Annotated in this window: 20 protein-coding genes; 11 read left to right on the top strand and 9 right to left on the bottom strand. The window is 71.8% G+C overall.

All coding sequences use genetic code 11. From position 1 onward, the window contains the following. Positions 1–89: 89 nt before the first annotated feature. Entirely contained in the window at positions 90–1,913 is a 1,824-nt protein-coding gene (locus O7601_RS04155) for a glycerol-3-phosphate dehydrogenase/oxidase (protein WP_281564942.1), read from the top strand. 85 nt (positions 1,914–1,998) lie between these two features. Beyond that, the gene (locus O7601_RS04150; RefSeq protein WP_281564941.1) at positions 1,999–2,523 is read left to right on the top strand and encodes a hypothetical protein; all 525 of its coding nucleotides are present in this window, start codon (positions 1,999–2,001) and stop codon (positions 2,521–2,523) included. Positions 2,524–2,534: 11 nt separating this feature from the next. Here O7601_RS04150 and O7601_RS04145 read toward each other — a convergent pair whose 3' ends face one another. Then, entirely contained in the window at positions 2,535–3,935 is a 1,401-nt protein-coding gene (locus O7601_RS04145; protein WP_281564940.1) for an FAD-linked oxidase C-terminal domain-containing protein, read from the bottom strand. Positions 3,936–4,001: 66 nt separating this feature from the next. On the opposite strand from O7601_RS04145, the gene O7601_RS04140 reads away from it, so the two are divergent. Then, the gene (locus O7601_RS04140) at positions 4,002–4,373 is read left to right on the top strand and encodes a DUF4031 domain-containing protein (protein WP_281564939.1); all 372 of its coding nucleotides are present in this window, start codon (positions 4,002–4,004) and stop codon (positions 4,371–4,373) included. A gap of 69 nt (positions 4,374–4,442) precedes the next feature. Here the strand turns inward: O7601_RS04140 and O7601_RS04135 are convergent, their stop codons facing one another. Beyond that, the gene (locus O7601_RS04135) at positions 4,443–5,081 is read right to left on the bottom strand and encodes a metal-dependent phosphohydrolase (protein WP_281564938.1); all 639 of its coding nucleotides are present in this window, start codon (positions 5,079–5,081) and stop codon (positions 4,443–4,445) included. Between the two features lie 115 nt (positions 5,082–5,196). On the opposite strand from O7601_RS04135, the gene O7601_RS04130 reads away from it, so the two are divergent. Together O7601_RS04130 and O7601_RS04125 are read left to right on the top strand one after the other, a co-directional pair. Next, positions 5,197–6,453: an FUSC family protein gene (locus O7601_RS04130; protein WP_281566785.1), complete on the top strand. Its 1,257-nt coding sequence runs from the start codon at positions 5,197–5,199 to the stop codon at positions 6,451–6,453. A gap of 17 nt (positions 6,454–6,470) precedes the next feature. After that, positions 6,471–7,970: a PrsW family intramembrane metalloprotease gene (locus O7601_RS04125; RefSeq protein WP_281564937.1), complete on the top strand. Its 1,500-nt coding sequence runs from the start codon at positions 6,471–6,473 to the stop codon at positions 7,968–7,970. 78 nt (positions 7,971–8,048) lie between these two features. Here O7601_RS04125 and O7601_RS04120 read toward each other — a convergent pair whose 3' ends face one another. Next, entirely contained in the window at positions 8,049–8,216 is a 168-nt protein-coding gene (locus O7601_RS04120) for a hypothetical protein (RefSeq protein WP_166458800.1), read from the bottom strand. An 88-nt stretch (positions 8,217–8,304) separates the two neighbouring features. Further along, entirely contained in the window at positions 8,305–8,643 is a 339-nt protein-coding gene (locus tag O7601_RS04115) for a co-chaperone GroES (RefSeq protein WP_281564936.1), read from the bottom strand. Positions 8,644–8,808: 165 nt separating this feature from the next. Here O7601_RS04115 and O7601_RS04110 point away from each other — a divergent pair, with 165 nt between their 5' ends. Further along, positions 8,809–10,107, top strand: a complete 1,299-nt coding sequence (locus O7601_RS04110; RefSeq protein WP_281564935.1) for an AI-2E family transporter — start codon at positions 8,809–8,811, stop codon at positions 10,105–10,107. 34 nt (positions 10,108–10,141) lie between these two features. Here O7601_RS04110 and O7601_RS04105 read toward each other — a convergent pair whose 3' ends face one another. Next, the gene (locus O7601_RS04105; RefSeq protein ID WP_281564934.1) at positions 10,142–12,292 is read right to left on the bottom strand and encodes an ATP-dependent DNA helicase; all 2,151 of its coding nucleotides are present in this window, start codon (positions 12,290–12,292) and stop codon (positions 10,142–10,144) included. 138 nt (positions 12,293–12,430) lie between these two features. Between O7601_RS04105 and O7601_RS04100 the strand changes: the two genes are divergently transcribed. From O7601_RS04100 to O7601_RS04085, 4 genes are all read left to right on the top strand, one after another. Continuing rightward, positions 12,431–12,937 (top strand): DUF402 domain-containing protein, encoded by a 507-nt coding sequence (locus O7601_RS04100; RefSeq protein ID WP_281564933.1) that lies wholly within the window; start codon positions 12,431–12,433, stop codon positions 12,935–12,937. A gap of 105 nt (positions 12,938–13,042) precedes the next feature. Next, positions 13,043–13,975 carry a PPK2 family polyphosphate kinase gene (locus O7601_RS04095; RefSeq protein WP_281564932.1) on the top strand — a complete coding sequence of 311 codons (933 nt, stop codon included), beginning with the start codon at positions 13,043–13,045 and terminating at the stop codon, positions 13,973–13,975. A 132-nt stretch (positions 13,976–14,107) separates the two neighbouring features. Then, positions 14,108–14,734, top strand: a complete 627-nt coding sequence (locus O7601_RS04090; RefSeq protein ID WP_093403380.1) for a DUF47 family protein — start codon at positions 14,108–14,110, stop codon at positions 14,732–14,734. 4 nt (positions 14,735–14,738) lie between these two features. Further along, positions 14,739–15,743 (top strand): inorganic phosphate transporter, encoded by a 1,005-nt coding sequence (locus O7601_RS04085; RefSeq protein WP_281564931.1) that lies wholly within the window; start codon positions 14,739–14,741, stop codon positions 15,741–15,743. Between the two features lie 44 nt (positions 15,744–15,787). Here the strand turns inward: O7601_RS04085 and O7601_RS04080 are convergent, their stop codons facing one another. Beyond that, positions 15,788–16,756 carry a Gfo/Idh/MocA family oxidoreductase gene (locus O7601_RS04080; protein WP_281564930.1) on the bottom strand — a complete coding sequence of 323 codons (969 nt, stop codon included), beginning with the start codon at positions 16,754–16,756 and terminating at the stop codon, positions 15,788–15,790. A gap of 69 nt (positions 16,757–16,825) precedes the next feature. Here O7601_RS04080 and O7601_RS04075 point away from each other — a divergent pair, with 69 nt between their 5' ends. Beyond that, on the top strand, positions 16,826–17,656 hold the full coding sequence (locus O7601_RS04075) for an NUDIX domain-containing protein (RefSeq protein ID WP_281564929.1): 831 nt from the start codon (positions 16,826–16,828) through the stop codon (positions 17,654–17,656). Positions 17,657–17,663: 7 nt separating this feature from the next. Here the strand turns inward: O7601_RS04075 and mshD are convergent, their stop codons facing one another. The 3 genes from mshD to O7601_RS04060 form a co-directional block, all read right to left on the bottom strand. Then, positions 17,664–18,590: a mycothiol synthase gene (mshD, locus tag O7601_RS04070; RefSeq protein ID WP_281564928.1), complete on the bottom strand. Its 927-nt coding sequence runs from the start codon at positions 18,588–18,590 to the stop codon at positions 17,664–17,666. 58 nt (positions 18,591–18,648) lie between these two features. Beyond that, positions 18,649–19,509: a polysaccharide deacetylase family protein gene (locus O7601_RS04065; RefSeq protein WP_281564927.1), complete on the bottom strand. Its 861-nt coding sequence runs from the start codon at positions 19,507–19,509 to the stop codon at positions 18,649–18,651. Positions 19,510–19,580: 71 nt separating this feature from the next. Further along, positions 19,581–20,318, bottom strand: a complete 738-nt coding sequence (locus O7601_RS04060) for a response regulator transcription factor (protein ID WP_281564926.1) — start codon at positions 20,316–20,318, stop codon at positions 19,581–19,583. Between the last annotated feature and the right edge of the window lie 89 nt (positions 20,319–20,407).

The following is a 20,407-nucleotide window of genomic DNA, read 5'->3' as shown; positions in this document are numbered from 1 at the left end:
GCGCGCCGTCGGACGGATCTGACGGGCAACGGGTCGAGGTGCCCGGGCCGGCACGTGTCGGGGAGCACCGGGCCGGTTAACGTGGACGGGTGCGTGATCCGAACGTTCTGCGGTCCGTTGCCGGGCAGTTGTCGCCCGCCCGCCGCGCCGCCGACCTGCGTCGGTTGCGCGCCGAGCGGTTCGACGTGCTGGTGATCGGGGGCGGGGTGACCGGTGCCGGAGCGGCCGTCGACGCCGCGTCCCGGGGGCTCAAGGTTGCCCTGGTCGAGGCCCGCGACTTCGCCGCCGGCACCTCCAGCCGGTCCAGCAAGCTGATCCACGGTGGCCTGCGCTACCTGGAGCAGCTGGAATTCGGCCTGGTGCACGAGGCGCTGACCGAACGCGGGCTGCTGGCCACCCGGCTGGCACCGCACCTGGTGCGGCCGGTGCCGTTCCTGGTGCCGTTGCCCGCCGGTCAGGGCGTCCGCGACCTGCCCGCCCGACTGCTGCGGCGGGCCTACTACGGTGCCGGGGTGGCCGCGTACGACGCCTTCGCCGGAGTTTTCGGCGGCGGCCGGGGCATGCCGTTGCATCGCCACCTGAGCCGGGAGGGTGCCCGCCGCGTCTTCCCGAGTCTGCGCTCCGACGGCCTGGCTGGCGCGATCCGCTACCACGACGGGCAGGTCGACGACGCCCGCCTGGTGGTCACCCTGGCGCGTACCGCCGCCAGCCTCGGCGTGACCGTGGTGAGCAGTGCCCGGGCGGTCGGGCTGATCCGGCAGGCCCGGGAGGTCACCGGGGTCCGGGTCCGTGACCTGGAAGCGCCCGCCGGTTCATCCGAGGCCGAGTTCGAGGTACGCGCCCGTACGGTCATCGCCGCCACCGGTGTCTGGACCGACGACATGTCCCGCATGCTCAACGACGTCGGGCTGCGGCCCGGTATCCGGGTCCGGGCGTCCAAGGGCGTGCACCTGGTGGTGCCCCGCTCGGCGATCACCGGCGAGACCGGGCTGATCCTGCGTACGGCCACCAGTGTGCTGTTCGTCATCCCGTGGGGCGGGCACTGGATCATCGGCACCACTGACACCGACTGGCGATTGGACCGTTCCCACCCGGCCGCCTCCGCCAGCGACATCGAATACCTGCTCCGGCAGGTCAACACGGTGCTGGACCGCCCGCTGACCACCGCCGACATCGAAGGCGTCTACGCCGGGCTGCGTCCGCTGCTGGCCGGCGAGGCGGACTCCACCTCGAAGCTCTCCCGGGAGCATGCCGTCATCGAGCCGATGCTCGGGCTGCTGCTGGTGGCCGGCGGCAAGTACACGACGTACCGGGTGATGGCCGCCGACGTGGTCGACCGGGCGGTACGCCGACTCGGTGGCCAGCGGTTGTCGCGTACGGCGGACCTGCCGCTGCTCGGCGCGGACGGGTACGTGGCGATGTGGCGGGACCGGGCGGACCTGGCCCGCCGTCACGGATTGCCGGTGGGCGTGGTGGAGCACCTGCTGGAGCGCTACGGCAGCCTGACCCTCGACCTGCTCGCCCTGATCGACGCCGACCCGTTGCTGGCCTCGCCACTGGCGGGGGCGCCGGAGTACCTCGCCGCCGAGGTGACGTACGCGGCCCGCGCCGAAGGCGCGTTGCACCTGGAGGACGTGCTGACCCGGCGTACCCGGATCTCGATCGAGACCAGCCACCGGGGCCTGGAGTCGGCCGAGCACGCGGCCGAGCTGATGGGTGCGGTGCTGGGCTGGGACGCGGCTCGGCGGGCGCGGGAGGTCACCCACTACCGGGCCCGGGTGGAGGCTGAGCGACAGTCCCAGCTGATGCCGGACGATGCGACCGCGGACGCCGCGCGACTCGGTGCGCCGGACGTGCGTGGCTACGCTGCGGATCGGGGCGCCGACGACGGCGCGGCGGGCGTGGCCCGCTGAGAGATCCACTTTGGATATCGTGGAGCATGGATATCTTTCTGACGGGTTACGCTCCCTACCTACGGTGGGGTAAGTTCCGCGAGTGATGGCGCTTTCCCGATCACGACAGGCCTTCCTGTCCGGCATCGTCCTGCTGGCGGTCGCTCTCGGCGGCTGTGCGCCTTTCGGCGACAACTCCGAACCGGCCGTGGAGGCGAGCGCGCCGGTCGCCGGGCAACCCGGCGGTGCGGGGGCCACCACCACCGGAAAGGGCCGGGTCAGCCTGCTTCAGAACGACGGGGCTGACGGTCCGCTGCGCACCCTGAACGTGGAGCCGGACGGACGCTGGGAGTGCATCGACTGTGCCGGCGACGGAGTCACCTCGACCGGCGAGTTGAGTGCGGAGCACCGGGAGCGTCTCCAGCAGCTGCTTGCCGAGCCGGACCTGGCCCGGGAGACCGACGAGGCACGCGGCTACCGGGTCAGCTGCGTCGGCGCGCTCACCTCCACCCTGCTGACCGCCGCCGGCCTGATCACCTCGCAGGACTGTCCGGGGGAGGAGCGACCGCCGGTGGCCGAGGAGATCCTGCTGCTGCTCACCCAGAACACGCCCGCCGAGATGGTCGGCTGACGGCTGCTCGGTCAGAGCACCTTTCCGGGGTTGAGCAGGCCGGTCGGGTCCAGCGCCGCCTTGATCGACTGGTGCACGCGTACGCCCACCGGCCCGATCTCCCGGGCCAGCCAGTCTCGCTTCAGCAGCCCGACGCCGTGCTCACCGGTGCAGGTGCCGCCGAGGTCCAGCCCCAACCGCATGATCTCGTCGAAGGCCCGTCGGCCGCGCTCCAGGCTCGCCGGATCGGCCCGGTCGACCACGATGTTGGGGTGCATGTTGCCGTCGCCGGCGTGACCGACCACCCCGATCGGCACCTGGCACTCGGCCGAGATCCGGGCCACGCCGTCGAGCAGTGCGGCGAGCGCTCCCCGGGGCACCGCCAGGTCATCGATGATCAGGCCACCGCTGCCGCCCGGGTACGTCTCCGCGGCGTACTTCTCCATTGCCGGATGAGCCGACCGGCGGGCCTGCAACAGTGCGGCTGCCTCCACCGCGTCGCTGGCCGCGTACACCTCCTCGGCGCCGGCCGCCTGGCAGACCGCAGCCAACTCGGCCAGGTCCGCCGCCGCCCGGGGGCCGGTGTCGACGGCGGCCAGCAGCAGCGCCTCGGCGTCGGTGCGCAAACCCATCGGTCGGTACGCCTCGATCGCCGCCAGGTGGGTGCGGTCGAGCAGTTCCAGCAGGCTGGGGGAGAGCCCCTGGGCGGCGATCCGGGCCACCGCCTCGCCCGCGCCCGCGGTCGAGCCGAAGACGGCCACCAGGGTCAGCGACTCCGCTGGTGCGGGTCGCAGCGCGACGGTGACCTCGGTGATCACGCCGAGGGTGCCCTCCGACCCGACGAAGAGCCGGGTCAGGTCGTAGCCGGCCACGCCCTTGGCGGTGCGCCGCCCGGTGCGCAGCACCTCACCGGAGGCGAGCACCACCTCCAGACCGAGCACGTACTCGCTGGTCACGCCGTACTTGACGCAGCACATGCCGCCCGCGTTGGTGGCGACGTTGCCGCCGATGGTGGACGACTCCCAGGAACCGGGGTCGGGCGGGTACCACAGACCGTGCTCACCCACCGCGACGGTGAGCGCGGCGTTGATCACTCCCGGCTGGACGACCGCGATCCGGCTGACCGGGTCGATCTCCAGGATCGCGTTCATCGAGGTGGTGCTGATCACCGCCGCGCCGGCGACGGCGTTCGCCGCGCCCGCCAGCCCGGTACGGGCACCCTGCGGCACCACCGGTACGCCGTGCCGCCCGGCCGCCCGGACCACCGCGACGACCTCCTCGGTGCTGCGCGGGCGGGTCACCACCAGCGGCGTCGCCGAGGCACAGAGATCGGCCTCGTCCCGCTCGTGCCCGCGCAGCAGGTCAGGATCGGTGATCACCGCGTCCAACCCGAGGGCGGCACGCAGGTCGTCGAGGAGCGGGGAGGTGGCCATGGGGCCGAGGCTACGACCGGCCCCTCGTGATCATCAACCTGGGTCGACGCCCGGTACGGTGGCTGAGTGATCTACGTGGACCGGCCGTCCTGGCCGGGGCGCGGCCGGCTCTGGTCGCACCTGATCAGCGACGTCTCCCTCGCCGAACTGCACGCCTTCGCCGAGATGCTGGGTGCTCCCCGGCGGGGCTTCGACCGGGATCACTACGACATTCCCGCCGAGCGCTTCCCGATGGCCGTCTGGCTCGGCGCTCGGGTCGTGCCCAGTCGGGACATCGTCCGTCTCCTGCGCGCCGCCAACCTCCGCCGCCCCAAACACCTCTCCCACCCCACTCCCCCTCCCACCCACCCTCCCTCCCTCCCTCCCTCCCTCCCTCCCACCCCCCCGCCGTCGATCATGCAGTTGTGGTACGTAGCAAAGCGAACAAAGCACCCATAGCGCCTGCCACAACTGCATGATCGGCGAGGCGAGGAGGGGCAGGGCGAGGCGGGTGGGGTGGGGGGCTTGTTAGGGGGTGAGGTGGGTCAGTTCGCGGGTGAGGTTGGTGTGGGCGAGGTGGGTCCAGCGGGTGGCCAGGGCGGGGATGCGGTACAGGGAGGGCAGAGCGAGCAGGCCGGCGAGCACCCGGGCCCGGCCGGCCCGGTAGTCCGACTCGGGCACGTGGGCGTACTCCCGGCGGATCGCGGCGGCGTACCTGTCGTACTCCGGTGGTGACGCGGCCAGCACGGCCAGGTCGGCGTCGCAGAGCAGCGCGCCGTCGGCATCCGCCGGATCCACCAGGTGACCGGCGGTGAGCAGGACCAGTCGATTCACCTCGGCCACCTCGGCCGGAGGCAGCCCCAGCCGGGTGAGCAGGGCGTCGGCGAGCGCCGCGCTGTCGCGCTCGTTCCGGTCGCCCGCCGCGCGGGGGTCGTACACCGCGTCGTGGCACCACGCGGCGAGTCGCACCAGATCGGGTCGTGACGCGGTCGACGCGTACCGATCGATCACGTCGAGCACGGCGGCCAGGTGCCCGATCGTGTGGTAGTGCCGGTGTGGCTCCCGCCACCGTTGGAGCAACTCCGCGCCGGCGGCGTCGACCGACGCCGGGTCATCCGCTCCGGCTGCCCGGGCGGCGGTACGCCATCGTGCGATCAACCCCGTCACCGGCCCGAGTCTGCCTGATCCGGCGACAAGCCGTGATCTGGTGTCGGCCGTCCGCAGCGATGTGCCGCTTCGGCGGGAATGTCCGGGCGTCAGGTGGGTAGTCCCGGCCATGGCGGTGGCCCGGCGCGGACTTTCCCGGCTGCTGCGCCGAGGCGGCGAGCGCGACGGCCGGTCCGACGTGGACACGGCCCGGATCGCCGGGACGATGGCGCAGCTGCATGACCGGAGCAAGGCGACCCTGCGCGACCGCCTGCACCGGGTGCGCCTGTCACTCGGCCTGGCCGCGCAGGCGGGTCTGGCCGCCGGGCTGTCCTGGGTGGCGGCGCATGAGCTGCTGGGCAATCCGCAACCGGTCTTCGCCCCGATCTCCGCCGTCGGCACCCTGGCCGTCTCGGTGGGTCAGCGGTTCCGCCGGACCGTCGAGTTGATCCTCGGGGTGGGCGTCGGGGTCTTCGTCGGCGACCTGCTGATCTATTTCCTCGGCACCGGGCCGTGGCAGCTCGGGCTGGTGGTGACCTCCGCCATCGTGCTGACCGTCTTCGCCGGGGGCAGCGTCGCCATCGTCATCCAGGCTGCGGCGACCGCGGTGCTGATCGTGACGCTCAGCCCGTCGGTGGAGGATCTGGAGATACCCCGGTTCATCGATGCGATCGTCGGCGGCAGCATCGCGCTGCTGGTCACCGCGATCCTGCTGCCGCTCAACCCGCTGCGGGTGCTCAATCGGGCGGCCCGGCCGGCGCTGGACCTGCTCGCCGCCCAGCTCGATCTCGCCGCCGACGGGCTGCGGGAGCGCGACGCGGGCAAGATCCAGAGTGCGCTGGACCGGCTACGCGACAACAAGGAGGAGTTGGCCACCTTCTCCGAGGCGATCGAGGGTGCCAAGGAGACCGCGCTGCTCTCGCCGGCGCGATGGCATCGGCGCAGCGAGCTCACCCACTACGCAGAGGCGGCGGACCCGATCGACCGGGCGATGCGCAACAGCGGCACCCTGATCCGGCGGGCGGTGACCCTGGTGGAGGACGACGAGCCGATCCCGGAACCGATGCCGGACGCGGTCGGTCACCTGGCCGAGGCGGTGCGCCAGCTACAGAAGGAGTTTGCTCAGGGCGAGGAGCCCGAACAGGCCCGGGAGCGGTCGCTGCGCGCCGTCAGCGAGGCCGGCCGGGCGTACGCCGAGGGGGTCGGATTCTCCGGCAGTGTGGTGGTGGCCCAGGTGCGTACCACCGCCAGTGATCTGCTGGTGGCCTCCGGCATCAGTCAGGAGGAGGCGAACCGGCTGGTGCGCCGCTCCTTCGGTGAGCTGGACCGGCCGGCGGCACCGGCCAAGCCGCAACCGGCTGGGCAGCGGCCCGCCGCACCGCCGGTCGGCTGAGTCCTCCGCAGCGGGCCATGCGCCCGGCCGGACGGGCCGCGCATGACTACGCTGACCGCATGGCCGTCACCCCGTCCGGCGGATCGCTGCCGCCGTCGCCGTCCGTGCCCGTCGCTCCAGGCGCGGGTGACGGCGTACCCGGAATGCCGCGACGCCGCCTCAGCTGGCGACGGGCGCTGGTGCTGATCGGGGTGATCATCCTGATCGCGGCCTGCGCGATCTTCATGCTCTTCACGCTCGGCACCAGCCTCGGCCCGGAGGCGCTGCTGGTCGGTACCGCCGCTGCGGTACTGCCGGTCCCGGTGCTGGTGGCCTGCTTCCTCTGGCTCGACCGATACGAGCCCGAGCCGTTGAAGTACCTGGTCTTCTGCTTCGCCTGGGGTGCCTTCGTCTCCACCGCGGCGTCCCTGACGGTGAACGAGACGGCGGCCGGCTGGTTCGAGGACCAGGGCCTGCCCGTCGCTCTCACCGCCGTTCTGGTCGCGCCCTTCATCGAGGAACTGACCAAGACCCTCGGCCCTATCCTGCTGTTGATCTTCCGGCGGCGGGAATGGTCGGGCATCACCGACGGCCTCGTCTACTGCGGGCTGTCCGCGATCGGCTTCGCAATGGTGGAGAACATCCTCTACCTGGGCGGGTACGGATACGCCTCGGGGGTCGAGCAGTACGGGCCGGCGACCGGGACGCAACAGGTCATCGCCATCTTCATCGTCCGGATCCTGCTCTTCGGGTTCGCCCACCCGTTGTTCACCTCGATGGCCGGTATCGGGCTCGGTATCGCCGCGCGGTCGGCGGACCGTCGGGTGCGGTTCTTCGCCCCGGTCGCCGGGCTGCTGCTGGCGATGATGCTGCACGGGACGTGGAACCTGCTGCCGACGCTGACCCAGGCCACAGGTCAGGTGTTGATCTCACTCTTCGGCTTCGTTGGCGTGATGGTCCCGATCTTCTTCGGCATGGTCGGTCTGGCGGTGTGGCTACGGGCCTGGGAGGGACGGCTCACCGAGCGGGTGCTGCCGGACTACGTACGGGCCGGTTGGCTCACGCCGCCGGAGGTGGCCGCGTTGAGCAGCCTCGGCCGCCGACACGCGGCCCGGGTGTGGGCCCGGCGGGTGGCCGGCGACGCCGGTCTACGGGCGATGCGTGGCTATCAGTTCGCGGCGACCCGGTTGGCGCTGCTGCGGGACGGCGCCACCCGAGGTCTGGACCGCCGCCCCGTCGACCGGGACCGGACGGCCCGGGAGGAACAGGAACTGCTGCACTCCATCGCCGCGTACCGGTCGTACTTCGTGGGTCGGGATCCGCAGTCGCCGGTAGGCGTCTGGGATGGGCACCGCTACCACCTGCGGTTCCCGGACGGCTCGCAGCGGGCGGTGGCGGCCCCCGAGGAGCCGGTGGTCCCGATTCCGGTGGTGCTCATCCCGCCGCCACCTCCGCCGCCCGCATTTCCCGCCGGCTACGGCCAGCCCGGCTGGTACGGTCCACGTCCCGCCGCGCCCTGGCCGCCCGGTCACCGCTGACCGCTCCGGTCACCGGCCACCGTTGCTCCGCCCCGGGCCGACCAGCCAGCCGGTGACCGGAGCGACCGGCCAGTGGGCTCAGGTCATCAGGCTGGTGAGGAAGTCCCCGAGCCCTTGGGCCATCATCATCAGGGCCGCACCGATGGCCTTGAACATCTGTGCGGCGCCCTCCGGCCGGAACGCCATGAAGTAGATCAGAAACGCGAGGCTTCCCCAGGCCAGCACCTTCTTCACGAATACCGGCATCGTCCCTCCCCAGGCCGGTGGTGCGGCTGGCTTCCCGTCGGGGAGCGCGACAAACGAGGCGCGGACCGGTCGAGCGTGCCGAAGCCGGTCAGAGATAGAGGCCGGTGGCGTTCTCCTCGATCCGCTCGGCGGCCACCGCGTGCACGTCGCGTTCGCGCAGCAGCACGTAGCCCTCGCCGTGCAGCTCGACCTCGGACCGGTCATCGGGGTCGAAGAGCACCCGGTCGCCGGAGACGATGGAGCGTACGTTGGGGCCGACCCCGACGGCGGTGGCCCACGCCAGGCGTTTGCCCACCGCCGCGGTGGCGGGAATCACGATGCCGGCGCTGGAACGCCGCTCGCCGTCGCTGCCCTCCATTCGCACCAGCACGCGGTCGTGCAGCAGCCGGATGGGCAGGCCGGAGTCGAGGTTCGGATCGGCGGTCACGCCGCAGACGCTACCGTGTCGTCCCATCCGGGACGCCGGTGGTCACCGGGTTGGCGGACCGGTCGGCGGGGCACTGTGGGTGGCGTATCCGTCCTACCGTTGCCTGGTCGGGCGTATCCTGTCCGACCTGACGCAGTGCGCAGGCCGATCTGCCGGGAGGTGCGCTTGAGCCGCTTCGAGCGGATACGCGGACGGCTGCGTCGCGCGTACGAGTCGGGCAAGGAGTCGGTCAGAGCGGGCAGCCAGACTCCCGCCGATGCCGCGGAGCCGCCCGGCCTGGCGTCGCCGTCGAGCCCTGGGCCGGTGGCACCGGCGGCGGCGACCGTCGTCGGTGCCGACCCGCCCACCCCACTGCACAACTCCACCTCCAGTCGCGACGACGCCGACGTGCCGCACGCGCTGCGGATCGCCGCCGCCTGGTGCTGGCGGCTGATCGTTATCGGCATCGTCTTCTGGGCGCTGCTGAAGCTCGTCGGCACGATCAGCATCGTGATCATCCCGTTGGCGGTGGCGCTGCTGCTGTCGGCGCTGCTGGCACCCGCGGTCGGCTGGCTGCTACGGGCCCGCCTGCCGCGATCACTGGCGACCGCAGTGGTACTGGTCGCTGGGCTGGCCGCGGTGATCGGCACGCTCACCCTGGTGGTCAACGAGTTCATCAAGGGCGTTCCGGAACTGACCGCGAAGTCGACCCAGGGGCTACAGCAGATTCAGCAGTGGCTCAAGACCGGGCCGCTGCACCTGTCGGACAACGACCTCGACCGGTACATCGAGGAGACCCAGCGGTGGGTCGACAACAACACCGAGCGATTCACCAGCGGCGCCCTCTCCACCGCAGCCACCCTGGCCGAGGTGCTGACCGGCACGGTGCTGGTCCTCTTCGCCACCTTCTTCTTCCTGCGCGACGGCAACATCATCTGGCGGTTCCTGGTCCGGCTGCTGCCCGTCGCCGCGCGCTGGAAGGTCGACGACGCCGGCCGGGCCGCCTGGGCGACGCTTGTCGCCTACGTGCGGGCGACGGTGCTGGTCGCCTTCATCGACGCCGTCGGCATCGGCATCTTCCTGGTCATCTTCGACATCCCGTTCGCCTTTCCGCTGGCCGCCCTGGTCTTCCTCGGCGCGTTCATCCCGATCGTCGGCGCGACCCTCTCCGGGGGCGTGGCGGTGCTGGTGGCATTGGTGGACAGCGGCCCGGTGACCGCGTTGATCATCTTGGGCGTGGTGATCGGCGTACAGCAGGTGGAGGGCCACATCCTCCAGCCGTTGATCATGGGCAGGGCGGTCGCCATCCACCCGCTCGCAGTGATCATCGGTCTGGCGGCCGGCGTGGTGCTCGCCGGGATCACCGGCGCGCTGGTCGCGGTGCCCATCATCGCGGTGCTCAACACGGCCGTGCGACGCCTCGCCGCCCGGCGCGTTCCGGACACCCCGCCCGACGCCGTCGTCGTCGCCTCCCGGGCACCCTGAGCCGGCCCGCCTGCCGCGTGCGACGCCAGCCGGTTCAGCTCGCGGCGAGACGGGCCAGCGCGCCTCGGGCCACCTCCGGACGGGTCGTGTACCAGAACGGCGGCAACGAGCGACGGAGGAACGAGCTGTAGCCGCGGGCCGTCTCCAGCCGGGAGTCGAGTACCGCCACCACGCCCCGGTCACCGCTGGCCCGGATCAACCGGCCCACGCCCTGTGCGAGTCGAACCGCCGCGATCGGGACGCTCACCGCGGCGAAGCCGGAGCCGCCCTGCGCGTCGACCGCCGCCGCCCGGGCCGCAGCGAGCGGCTCGTCGGGGCGGGGAAACGGAAGCCGGTCGATCACCACGAGTTGGCACGCGTCGCCCGGAACGTCGACGCCCTGCCACAACGACATCACCCCGAACAGGCAGCTCGACCGCTCCTCGCGGAAACGTCGGACCAGCAGCGGCAGCGTCTCCTCACCCTGAAGCAGCACCGGCAGGTCGGTCCGGGCGCGCAGCAGCTCCGCCGCCTGCTGCGCGGCCCGGCGTGAGGAGAAGAGCCCGAGCGTACGCCCACCGAGCGCGGTGACCAGCGCGAGCAGTTCCTCCCCGGCGGCCTCGGGCAGCCCGGACGCCCCCGGGCGGGGCAGGTGCGCGGCCACGTAGAGGATGCCCTGCCGGGGATAGTCGAACGGCGAGCCAACGTCCATTGAACGCCACCCGAGCCCGGAGTCCGTCAGCCCGCCCGCGTCGTCCGGCCTGCGCGGTGCGGTGCCACCGGCCCCCTCGTCGGGACCGGACGGTCGCCGGGTGGCCTCGGCGAGGGCAGCGGCGGCCGGCGACGGGGGGCCGGTCGGAGGCGAGTCGAGGCCCAGTGCCCGGGCGACCGTGTCGAACCGCCCTCCGAGCGCGAGCGTGGCCGAGGTGGCCACCACGGTCCGCTCGTCATAGAGGTGGGTGGCCAGGGTGCCGGCGACCGAGAGCGGCGCCACCACAAGTGCCCGCCGTCCGGTCACGTCGTTGCGCTCCACCCAGGCCACGTCGTGCTCGGCCTCTTCGAGCAGCCGCTGAGCGGTGGTGGACAACTCGTCGAGGACGGCCTTGGCCTGTTGCTTGCGTACCGGGTCGGGGTCGTCGGCCTTGACGTCGCCGATGCTGTCCAGGGCGGTACGGGTGGCGGCGTCCAACAGCGTGCATGCCTCCCGCAGCGGGCCGGGCAGCCCGCTCGTGATCCGTCCCGCCGGTGCCTCGGCCAACCCGACCGCGAGGGCGTCACCCGATGCGGTCAACGCTTCGGCCGTCTCCGGGCGCAGCAGTGGCCGGGCCCGCCGGGCATACCTGTCGATCAGGTCCGGGGTCAACTCCGCCTGGGCCGCCGAGGAGACCCGGTCCGCCAGTTCGTGGGCCTCGTCGACGACCAACAGCCGGTGGGGCGGGACGATGTGCCGGCCGGCGAGCATGTCGACCGCGAGGAGGCTGTGGTTGGTCACCACGATGTCCGCCTCCCGGGCCCGGGCCCGGGACGCCTCGGCGAAGCACTCCGCACCGTACGGGCAGCGGGAGGCACCGACGCACTCGCGGGCGGGCATGGAGACCAGCCGCCATGTCTGGTCGTCGACGCCCGGGTCCAACTCGTCGCGGTCACCGGTGTCGGTCTCCAGTGCCCAGTCCCGCAGGCGCTGGACCTGCTTGCCCAGCCGGCCGGCCTCACCGAGCCAGCGGGTGCCGCCGGGACGTTCGGCCGGGGCGTCGAAGAGAGTGTCTTCCGGTTCGTCCGCTGTGGAGTTCTCCAGCCGGGCCAGGCAGAGGTAGTGGTGGCGGCCCTTCAGCACGGCGAACGTGGGGCGGCGTCGGAGCAGCGGTTCGACGGCGTCGGCCAGCCGGGGCAGGTCGTGCTCCACCAGCTGAGACTGCAACGCCAGGGTGGCGGTGGAGACCACCACGGGTCCGTCCACCGTCAACGCCGGGGCGAGGTACGCCAGGGACTTGCCGGTGCCCGTGCCGGCCTGCACCAGCAGGTGGTCCCCGGTACTGATGCATTCCTCGATCGCCGCGGTCATCCGCTGCTGGCCCGGTCGGGCCGTGCCGCCGGGCACGGCACCGACCGCAGCGGACAACAGCTCGGCTCCGCCCGGCCGGTCGCCCCGCCGACGTGCCTTGTCGCGGGCGGTGCCGGTGCCGGTGGCGGTGCGGGGCGGGGTCACCGTGGCACGGTACCCGCCGGGGCGGACGCGGTCGGTACCGAGCGGGCCCGTGTCGCGGTCGCGCGGCACGGAATTCTCCCTGTCGTCCGGTAACTTCCCGGCGGCGAGCCGTGGGCGGAATCGGCTAGGGTGCGACTCATGCCGAGCGACGTGATCCGTGTGATCTACCGCAAGTTCGACGGCAGCGCCCACCGCGACTACCCGGCCCGCCGGTTGGCCGAGGACGACCTCGGCATCTGGCTCGGCGTGCCGGCCGGCACCAGCTCGGTCTACCACGGCCGGCCGTCGGTCGAGCAGATTCCCTTCGTGCTGCTGGTGCCTCACCACGCCTGGTGGACCGGCATGTTCAACCCGCCGCCCCGCACCAGCGAGGTCTACTGCGACATCGCCAGCCCGGCCCGCTGGGAGGGCGAGGACACCGTTCATCTGATCGACCTCGACCTGGACGTGGTCCGGCGTCGCGAGACCGGCCTGGTCGAGCTGCGCGACGAGGACGAGTTCGCCGAGCACCGGGTCCGCTTCGGGTATCCCGACGACCTGGTGGTGGAGGCCGAGGCGGCGGCGCGCTGGTTGTTCGGCGCGCTCGGCGACGGCACCGAGCCGTTCGCCACCTCGTACCGCAAGTGGCTGGCCCTGGTGGTCTGACGCTGCCGTTTCCGGCGGGCGATCGTCCCCGCATCGCCGGCCCCCGGCCCGGGCGTGCACCGGCTCCGTCGCGCGGACCGGCGGCGGGCGGGTGATGATGCTCCGATGGTGGACGACTGTGGCTTCGACGTGGTGGCGCCGAACGGCGGCGCGGTACGCGACCTGCTCCGGGTACGGCCCGGCGGACCGGTGGACCTCGCGGAGATCGATCCCCGCTCGACTCCGGGGTTGCCCGGCCCGGAGGTGACCTGGCCGGACCGCAAGACCTGGGCCCGCCGGCAGCTGACCCGGCTGGGTGCGGGGCTGGCCGGGCAACAGGAGATGCTGTTCGCGGGCGCGAAGGCCGAACCCGGTGTCGGCCGGCGGGTGCTGCTGGTGCTCCAGGCGATGGACTGCGGCGGCAAGGACGGCACGGTCAAGCGGGTGGTCGGGGCGATGAATCCGCTCGGCGTGCACATCCGGGCGTTCGGCCCGCCAACCGCCGAGGAACTGCGGCACCACTTCCTGTGGCGGATCCGCCGGGCCCTGCCGCCGCCGGGCAACCTGGGGGTCTTCAACCGCTCGCACTACGAGGACGTGCTGGTGCCCCGGGTCCAGGAGCGGGCGCCGGAGGACGTCTGGCGACCCCGGTACGCGGAGATCGGCGAGTTCGAGCGGGAGTTGACCGACGCCGGGGTGACAGTGGTCAAGGTCTTTCTGCACATCTCCAAAGCCGAGCAGGCGAAGCGGCTGCTGGCCCGCCTGGACGATCCCACCAAGCATTGGAAGTACCACCCGTCCGACGTCGACGCCCGGACCCGGTGGGACGACTACCAGGCCGCGTATGCCGAGGTGCTCGCCAGGTGCGATACGGACCAGGCGCCGTGGTACGTGGTGCCGGCGGACCGCAAGTGGTACCGCGACTGGGCGGTGGCGCACCTGCTGCGTGAGACGTTCGACACTCTTGATCTGGGGTATCCGCCAGCCGACTTCGACATCGAGCGGGAACGGGAGCGACTGCTGGGCACCACGGGACCGGTGAAGGTGAACGGAAGTTGAACGAGCGGTGAATGTCATCTGGCCAGGGGTGGGCCGAATAATCGCCGATCTGACGGTTCCCTAGCATTCCCTCAGCAGGGCGCCCGAGCCACGGCCGCCACCCCTTCCACCCGACACGACGAGGTCCGTGCTGTGAGGTTTTCCTTCCGCCCCAACGAGGGCGCTTTCTACGAGCTCTTCACCAGGGCCGCGCAGAATCTGGTCCGGGGTACCGAGCTGCTCAACGAGCTGGCCCTGCCCGATGTCGAGGTGCAGTCGGTGAGCGAGCGGCTCACCGAGGTGGAGCACGACAGCGACCAGATCACCCACGACCTGTACAAGAAGATCAACTCCACCTTCGTCACCCCCTTCGACCGCGAGGACATCTACCGGCTCGGTTCCCTCCTGGACGACGTGATGGACCACCTGGAGGCGGTGGGCAACCTGCTCTACCTCTACGGGCTGACCAAGCTGCCGTCGCTGCCCCGGGAGATGCACGAGCTGGTGCACGTACTCGACCAGCAGGCGAAGCTGACCGCGGACGCGATGCCCCGACTCAAGTCGATGAAGGATCTCGAGGATTACTGGATCGAGATCAACCGGCTGGAGAACGACGGCGACCAGGCCTACCGGATGCTGCTGGTACGGCTCTTCTCCGGTGAGTACGACGCGTTGACCGTGCTGAAGATGAAGGAGGTCGCCGACGAGCTGGAGGCCGCCTGCGACGCCTTCGAGCACGTCGCCAACACGGTCGAGACCATCGCGGTCAAGGAGTCCTGATCCTGTGAGTCCCGAGCTCATCGCCGTGCTGGCGGTGATCGGGGTGGCCCTGGTGTTCGACTACACCAACGGCTTCCACGACGCCGCCAACGCGATCGCGACAAGTATCTCCACCCGGGCGCTGACACCCCGGGTCGCCCTGGCCATGGCGGCGGTCGGCAACTTCATCGGCGCCCACTTCGGCGCCGAGGTCGCCAAGACCGTCGGCAGCGGCCTGGTCGAGCTGCCCACCGGTGTCTCCAGCCTGGGCATCGTCTTCGCCGGCGTGATCGGCGCGATCACCTGGAACCTCATCACCTGGTACTTCGGCCTGCCCTCGTCGTCCTCGCACGCCCTGATCGGTGGCCTGGTCGGCTCGACCGTCGCCGCCTCCGGCACCGTGCTCTGGACCGGCATCGGCGAAAGCGTGATCATCCCGATGATCCTGTCGCCGATGGTCGGCTTCATCCTCGGCTACATCGTGATGATCGCCGTGCAGTGGGTCTTCCGGAACGGGCACCCGGGCAAGCTGAACCGCGGCTTCCGCTGGGCCCAGACCGCCTCGGCGGCGGCCATGTCGGTCGGCCACGGCATGCAGGACGCCGCCAAGACCATCGGCATCGTGGTGCTCGCCCTCTTCGTGGGTGGCTACCAGGACGATGCCACCTACATTCCGGAGTGGGCGTTCTGGACCTCGGCGGCCGTGCTGGCGGCCGGCACCTACGCCGGCGGCTGGCGGATCATCCGGACCCTGGGCCGGAAGATCATCGACCTGCGCCCGCCGGAGGGTTTCGCGGCCGAGACCGTGGCCAGCGGCGTGCTCTACTTCAATGCCCTGGTGCTCGGTGCGCCGATCTCGACCACGCACACGATCACCTCAGCGATCATGGGTGTCGGCGCCACCAAGCGGCTCTCCGCCGTGCGCTGGGGCGTGGCCGGCAACATCATCGGTGCCTGGATCCTGACCTTCCCGGCGGCCGGCTCGATCGGTGCCCTGATGTACTTCCTGGTCCGTCCTATGTTCAGCTGACCTGTGTCGAAGGGCCCCCGTCGTCCCAGGGGCCCTTCGACCTGTCAGATGTAGGAGACGCCGATCTGGGCGCGGATGTCGTCCAGCAGGCCCATGATCTCCAGGGTGGCCGAGTGCGGTACCAAGGGGCTCTCGGTCAGCCCCTCGGCCAGGCACCGCTGCACCTCGATGGCCTCGTGCTGGTAGCCCGAGCCGACCAGCTCCTCGGTGATCGTCTCGGGTGCCGCGTCGGCGCGGTACAGGGTGAACCGGTCGGGTCGGAAGAACGGCTCGGGTAGCTCGATCCGCCCGTTGCTGCCGGTGATCGAGGCGGTGAGCCCGGTGGCGCCCACCATGCCGCAGCTCAACGTGGCCACGGCACCGGAGTCGTAGCCGAGGATCAGGCCGGTGTTCTCGTCCGTGCCCTCCGGGCCCAGCTTCGCCCAGGACCGTACGTGCTGCGGCGTGCCGAGCAGCAGGTGGGCCAGGCTGATCGGGTAGACGCCGAGATCCAGCAGCGCGCCGCCGCCCAGCGCCCGGGCGCGCATCCGGTGCTCGGGCGGGAAGGGGCCGGCGACGCCGAAGTCGGCCCGGACCCCGGTCAGCGTGCCGATCGCGCCGTCGGCGATCAGCTGGCAGACCCGCCGGATGAGCGGGTTGCACCGCATCCACATCGCCTCCATGAGGAAGACGCCGGCGGCGCGGGCGGTGTCGACGAGTTCGGTGCTGGTGGCCAGGTCGAGGGTGAACGGCTTCTCCACCAGCACCGGCCGGCCGGCGGTGAGGCAGGCCAGGGCCGCCTCGTGGTGGGCGGCGTGCGGGGTGGCGACGTAGATCACGTCGACGTCGGCGTCCGCAGTCAGTTCCGTCCAGGAGCCGTACGCCCGTGGTACGCCGTGCCGTTCCGCGAAGCGTTCCGCGGTCTCGGCGGTGCGGGAACCGACCGCGACGAGTTCGGCCCCCGGCACCAGCCGGAGGTCCTCGGCGAAGCGGGCGGCGATGTGGCCGGTGGCCAGGATGCCCCAACGAGTCATGGCGCGACGCTACCGAAGATCAGCAGAGGACTGTACTGGGCATCCGGGGGTCGGGACTAGTCTCGGCGCATGACTATCGACCGTGGCTTCCCGGCGCCGCCCGCGCTGGTGCAGCACGTCCGCCGGTTCCGGGCCTCCGGCGCGGTGCCGGCGGTGCCCCGGGTGGCCGCCACCGTGCTGCTGCTCCGCCCGGCCGACGACGGCTTCGAGGTCTACCTGATCCGCCGGGTCGCGGCGATGGCCTTCGGTGGCATGTACGCCTTCCCAGGTGGTGGAGTGGACCCCTCGGACTCCACGATCCACCTGGACTGGGCCGGTCCGGCACCGACGGACTGGGGGGCACGCCTGGGGCTGGCTCCGAACGCGGCGCAGGCGGTGGTCTGCGCGGCGGCCCGCGAGGTCTTCGAGGAGGCGGGGGTGCTGCTCGCCGGGCCGGACGCCACGCGGGTCGTCGGCGATGTCAGCGACGACGGCTGGGAAGCTGCCCGGGTCGACCTGGAGCAGCGGCGGACCGGGTTCGCCGACCTGCTCGCCGGGCGCGGGCTCACGCTCCGGTCGGACCTGCTGCTGCCGTGGAGCCGATGGGTGACCCCGGAATTCGAGCCGCGTCGGTTCGACACGTACTTCTTCGTGGCGCTGCTGCCCGAGGGACAGCGGACCCGCGACGTCTCCGGCGAGGCCGACCACACGCTGTGGATCCGGCCCGTCGAGGCGGGCCGACAGGCAGCGGCCGGGGACCTGACCATGCTCCCGCCGACCCTGGTCACCCTCGGCGAGATGGCCGCCTGCACCGACCTCACCGCGGTGGCAGCGGCGGCGGCGGACCGCGACGCGGTCACCCCGGTCACGCCCCGGCTGGATCTGTCCGACCCCGACCGACCCCGGTTCTACCTGCCCTGACGGCGGATCAGCCGAGCTGGTAGTTGACGTGGGCGGACCAGCGGGCGAAGCCGAGCCGCTCGTAGAGCGCCACCGCGCCGGTGTTCGACTCGTCGACGTAGAGCATCACCCGGTCCAGCCCACGTCGGTCGCGCAGGTGGGCGAGGCCGGCCATGGTCAGGGCCCGGCCGAGCCCGCCGCCGTGCGCGGCGGGCTCCACCCCGAGCACGTACACCTCACCGATGCGGGCGGAGCCGGGTCGCTCGTGCACCTTGGTCCAGTGGAAGCCGAGCAGCCGGCCGGTCGCCGACTCGACGGCGAGCAGGAAGCCGGCCGGGTCGAACCACGGTTCGGTGAGCCGTACCCGCAGGTCCTCTGTGGTCCATCGGCCCTGCTCCGGATGGTCGGCGAAGGCTCGCGCGTTCAGTGTCAGCCAGGCTTCGTCATCGCTGCCGGGGCGGAACGCGCGCAGCGTCACCCCGTCGGGCAGGCGCGGTTCGGGCAGCGGAGCGGCGAGCGGCCGACGTAGCTGCCAGAGAACCCGGGCGCGGTGGAAGCCGAGGTCGACCGCGAGGGCGGCGGCCGAGGGGTGGTCGCCGTGCGCCCACGCCCGCAGTGGCCCGGCGGCGGTGGCCAGCACTCCCCGGGCCAGCGCCCGCCCGGTACCGCGCCGACGGTACGCCGGGTGCACCATCAGCTCCACGCCGACGCCGCTGTCCGGGTCGGTCGTGTCCAGGTGCGCGTACCCGGTGAGCGTGCCGTCGGCGGAGCGGGCAACCAGGTGGCTCGCCGCAGCGTGTTCGTCGCGCAGGCGGAGCAACACGTGCTCGTCCATCGGGTCAGCCCCGTCGGCGTCGCCGGCCGTTCGGGCGAGCGCCAGCACTTCGGTGATCTCCGCCGGGCCGAGCCGGTCGACGCGGCTGACCTGGTCGATGCCCGCCTGGCTGCTGCTCATCGCATCACCGTAACCGCACGGAAGGTGCGCCGCGCGCACGGGACGGTTGCTGCCCCCGTCACAGTCCGCGCGGTGGCAACGCCTGAACGTCGAACCGGCCGGCCAGATCGGGGAGGATCCGGTACAGCGAGTTGACGGTGCCCTGACGGTCGCCGCCCGCGTCGTGTAGCAGGACGATCGAGCCGGGCCGTACCCCGTTGATCACGGAGGTGGCGATCCGGGTCGCGCCCGGCGCCCGCCAGTCGGACGGGTCCAGCGTCCAGTGCAGCGGCGCCATGCCGAGGTCGCGGGAGACGGAGATGACCGAGTAGGTCCAGGCGCCGCCGGGCTGCCGGTACCAGGCGATCGGCGCGTCCGGCACGGCGGCGCGGATCGCCTCGCTGGTCCGGATCAGGTCGGTGCGGATCCACTCGGCCGACCGGGCACCCAGGGCGACGTCATGGTCCCAGCTGTGATTGCAGAGGGTGTGGCCCTCGGCGACGATCTGCTCGACGAGCCAGGGGTACGCCTGGGCGTTCTTACCGACCACGCAGAAGGTGGCCGTGACGTGGTGCTCCCGCAGGATAGCGAGGACCTGCGGGGTGTAGTCAGGGTGTGGTCCGTCGTCGAAGGTGAGCGCGACATCGGCGGTGCCGGTGCTCACCCGGGTGCCCATCGGGCCGACGTTCGGGTCCTGCTCCTGTTCGTCGCTGCGCTGCGACCCGTCCGGTGCGCGGGTGGCGTCGGGCTCGGCGTCGATGGGGGCCGACTGGTCCGCGTACTCGGGGTGTTCGACGCCGGTCGCGGTGACGACGTTGTCGGTCCGCGACGCATCCGGCACCAGGCTTCGTCCGAGCAGGTACGCCGAGCCGAGGACCGCCGTCACCACGAGCGTGATGATCCCGACGGCCCGTGCCGCCCCCACCTGGTTACCGCCCACCAATGCCCCCCGCTGGTCAACTGGCAGTCACGATAGAACGCACTAGTCGACCAAAAAGGGCATATCGGTAATTAGCCTTCGATGGTGAGTGCCCGCATCGGCAGCGGCGTGTGCTCGGTGGCCTCCGACAAGGTCCGCGACGACGGCACCACGAACTTGTAACCCACCTGCCGGACGGTGCCGATCATCGACTCGTACTCGGAGCCGAGCTTGGCGCGCAGGCGACGCACGTGCACGTCGACCGTGCGGGTCCCGCCGAAGTAGTCGTAACCCCACACCTCGCGCAGCAACTGGTCGCGGGTGAACACCCGACCGGGGTGCTGGGCGAGGAACTTCAGCAGCTCGAACTCCTTGTAGGTGAGGTCGAGCGGGCGACCCTTGAGCTTCGCCGCGTAGGTGTCCGGATCGATCATCAGCTCGCCGGCCCGGATGGAACCGCCGGCGCCGGCGGTCGCGTTGCTCAGCCTGCCGACCGCGAGCCGCAGTCGGGCCTCCACCTCGGCGGGGCCGGCGGAGGCGAGGATGACGTCGTCGACGCCCCAGTCGGCGTTGAGTGCGATCAGGCCAGCCTCGGTGACCACCGCGACCAGCGGTACGCCGAGCCCGGTGGCGTGCAGCATCCGGCAGGTGGCCCGGGCCTCGCTCAGCTCGGAGCGGGCGTCGACCAGCACAGCGTCCGGGCTGGGGCCGGCGACCAGGGTGCGGACATCGCGAGGTGCGGTGCGCACCGAGTGCGGCAGCAGGTCCAGTGCCGGCAGCACTGCGGATGGTTCGCCTGCCCGTGCGGTCACCAACAGCAGGATCTCCACGATCACCTCCGTCCCGGCGGCCGGTTGCGGCCGCGCGCGACCAGCGGCACTCCTGCGGGGTGTGGCGCTGGGAACTTCCGTGGGTCCCG

The organism is Verrucosispora sp. WMMD573, from assembly GCF_027497175.1.
Classification (GTDB): Bacteria; Actinomycetota; Actinomycetes; order Mycobacteriales; family Micromonosporaceae; genus Micromonospora.
The sequence above is the reverse complement of the archived record's forward strand: the minus strand, read 5'-3'. Positions and strand labels throughout refer to the sequence as shown.

Coding starts and splice junctions, on each gene's coding strand:
- O7601_RS04150 (WP_281564941.1), top strand. CDS start 1,999: ATGGCGCTTTCCCGATCACGACAGGCCTTCCTGTCCGGCATCGTCCTG.
- O7601_RS04145 (WP_281564940.1), bottom strand. CDS start 3,935: ATGGCCACCTCCCCGCTCCTCGACGACCTGCGTGCCGCCCTCGGGTTG.
- O7601_RS04125 (WP_281564937.1), top strand. CDS start 6,471: ATGCGCCCGGCCGGACGGGCCGCGCATGACTACGCTGACCGCATGGCC.
- O7601_RS04120 (WP_166458800.1), bottom strand. CDS start 8,216: ATGCCGGTATTCGTGAAGAAGGTGCTGGCCTGGGGAAGCCTCGCGTTT.
- O7601_RS04100 (WP_281564933.1), top strand. CDS start 12,431: ATGCCGAGCGACGTGATCCGTGTGATCTACCGCAAGTTCGACGGCAGC.
- O7601_RS04095 (WP_281564932.1), top strand. CDS start 13,043: ATGGTGGACGACTGTGGCTTCGACGTGGTGGCGCCGAACGGCGGCGCG.
- O7601_RS04080 (WP_281564930.1), bottom strand. CDS start 16,756: ATGACTCGTTGGGGCATCCTGGCCACCGGCCACATCGCCGCCCGCTTC.
- O7601_RS04075 (WP_281564929.1), top strand. CDS start 16,826: ATGACTATCGACCGTGGCTTCCCGGCGCCGCCCGCGCTGGTGCAGCAC.
- mshD (WP_281564928.1), bottom strand. CDS start 18,590: ATGAGCAGCAGCCAGGCGGGCATCGACCAGGTCAGCCGCGTCGACCGG.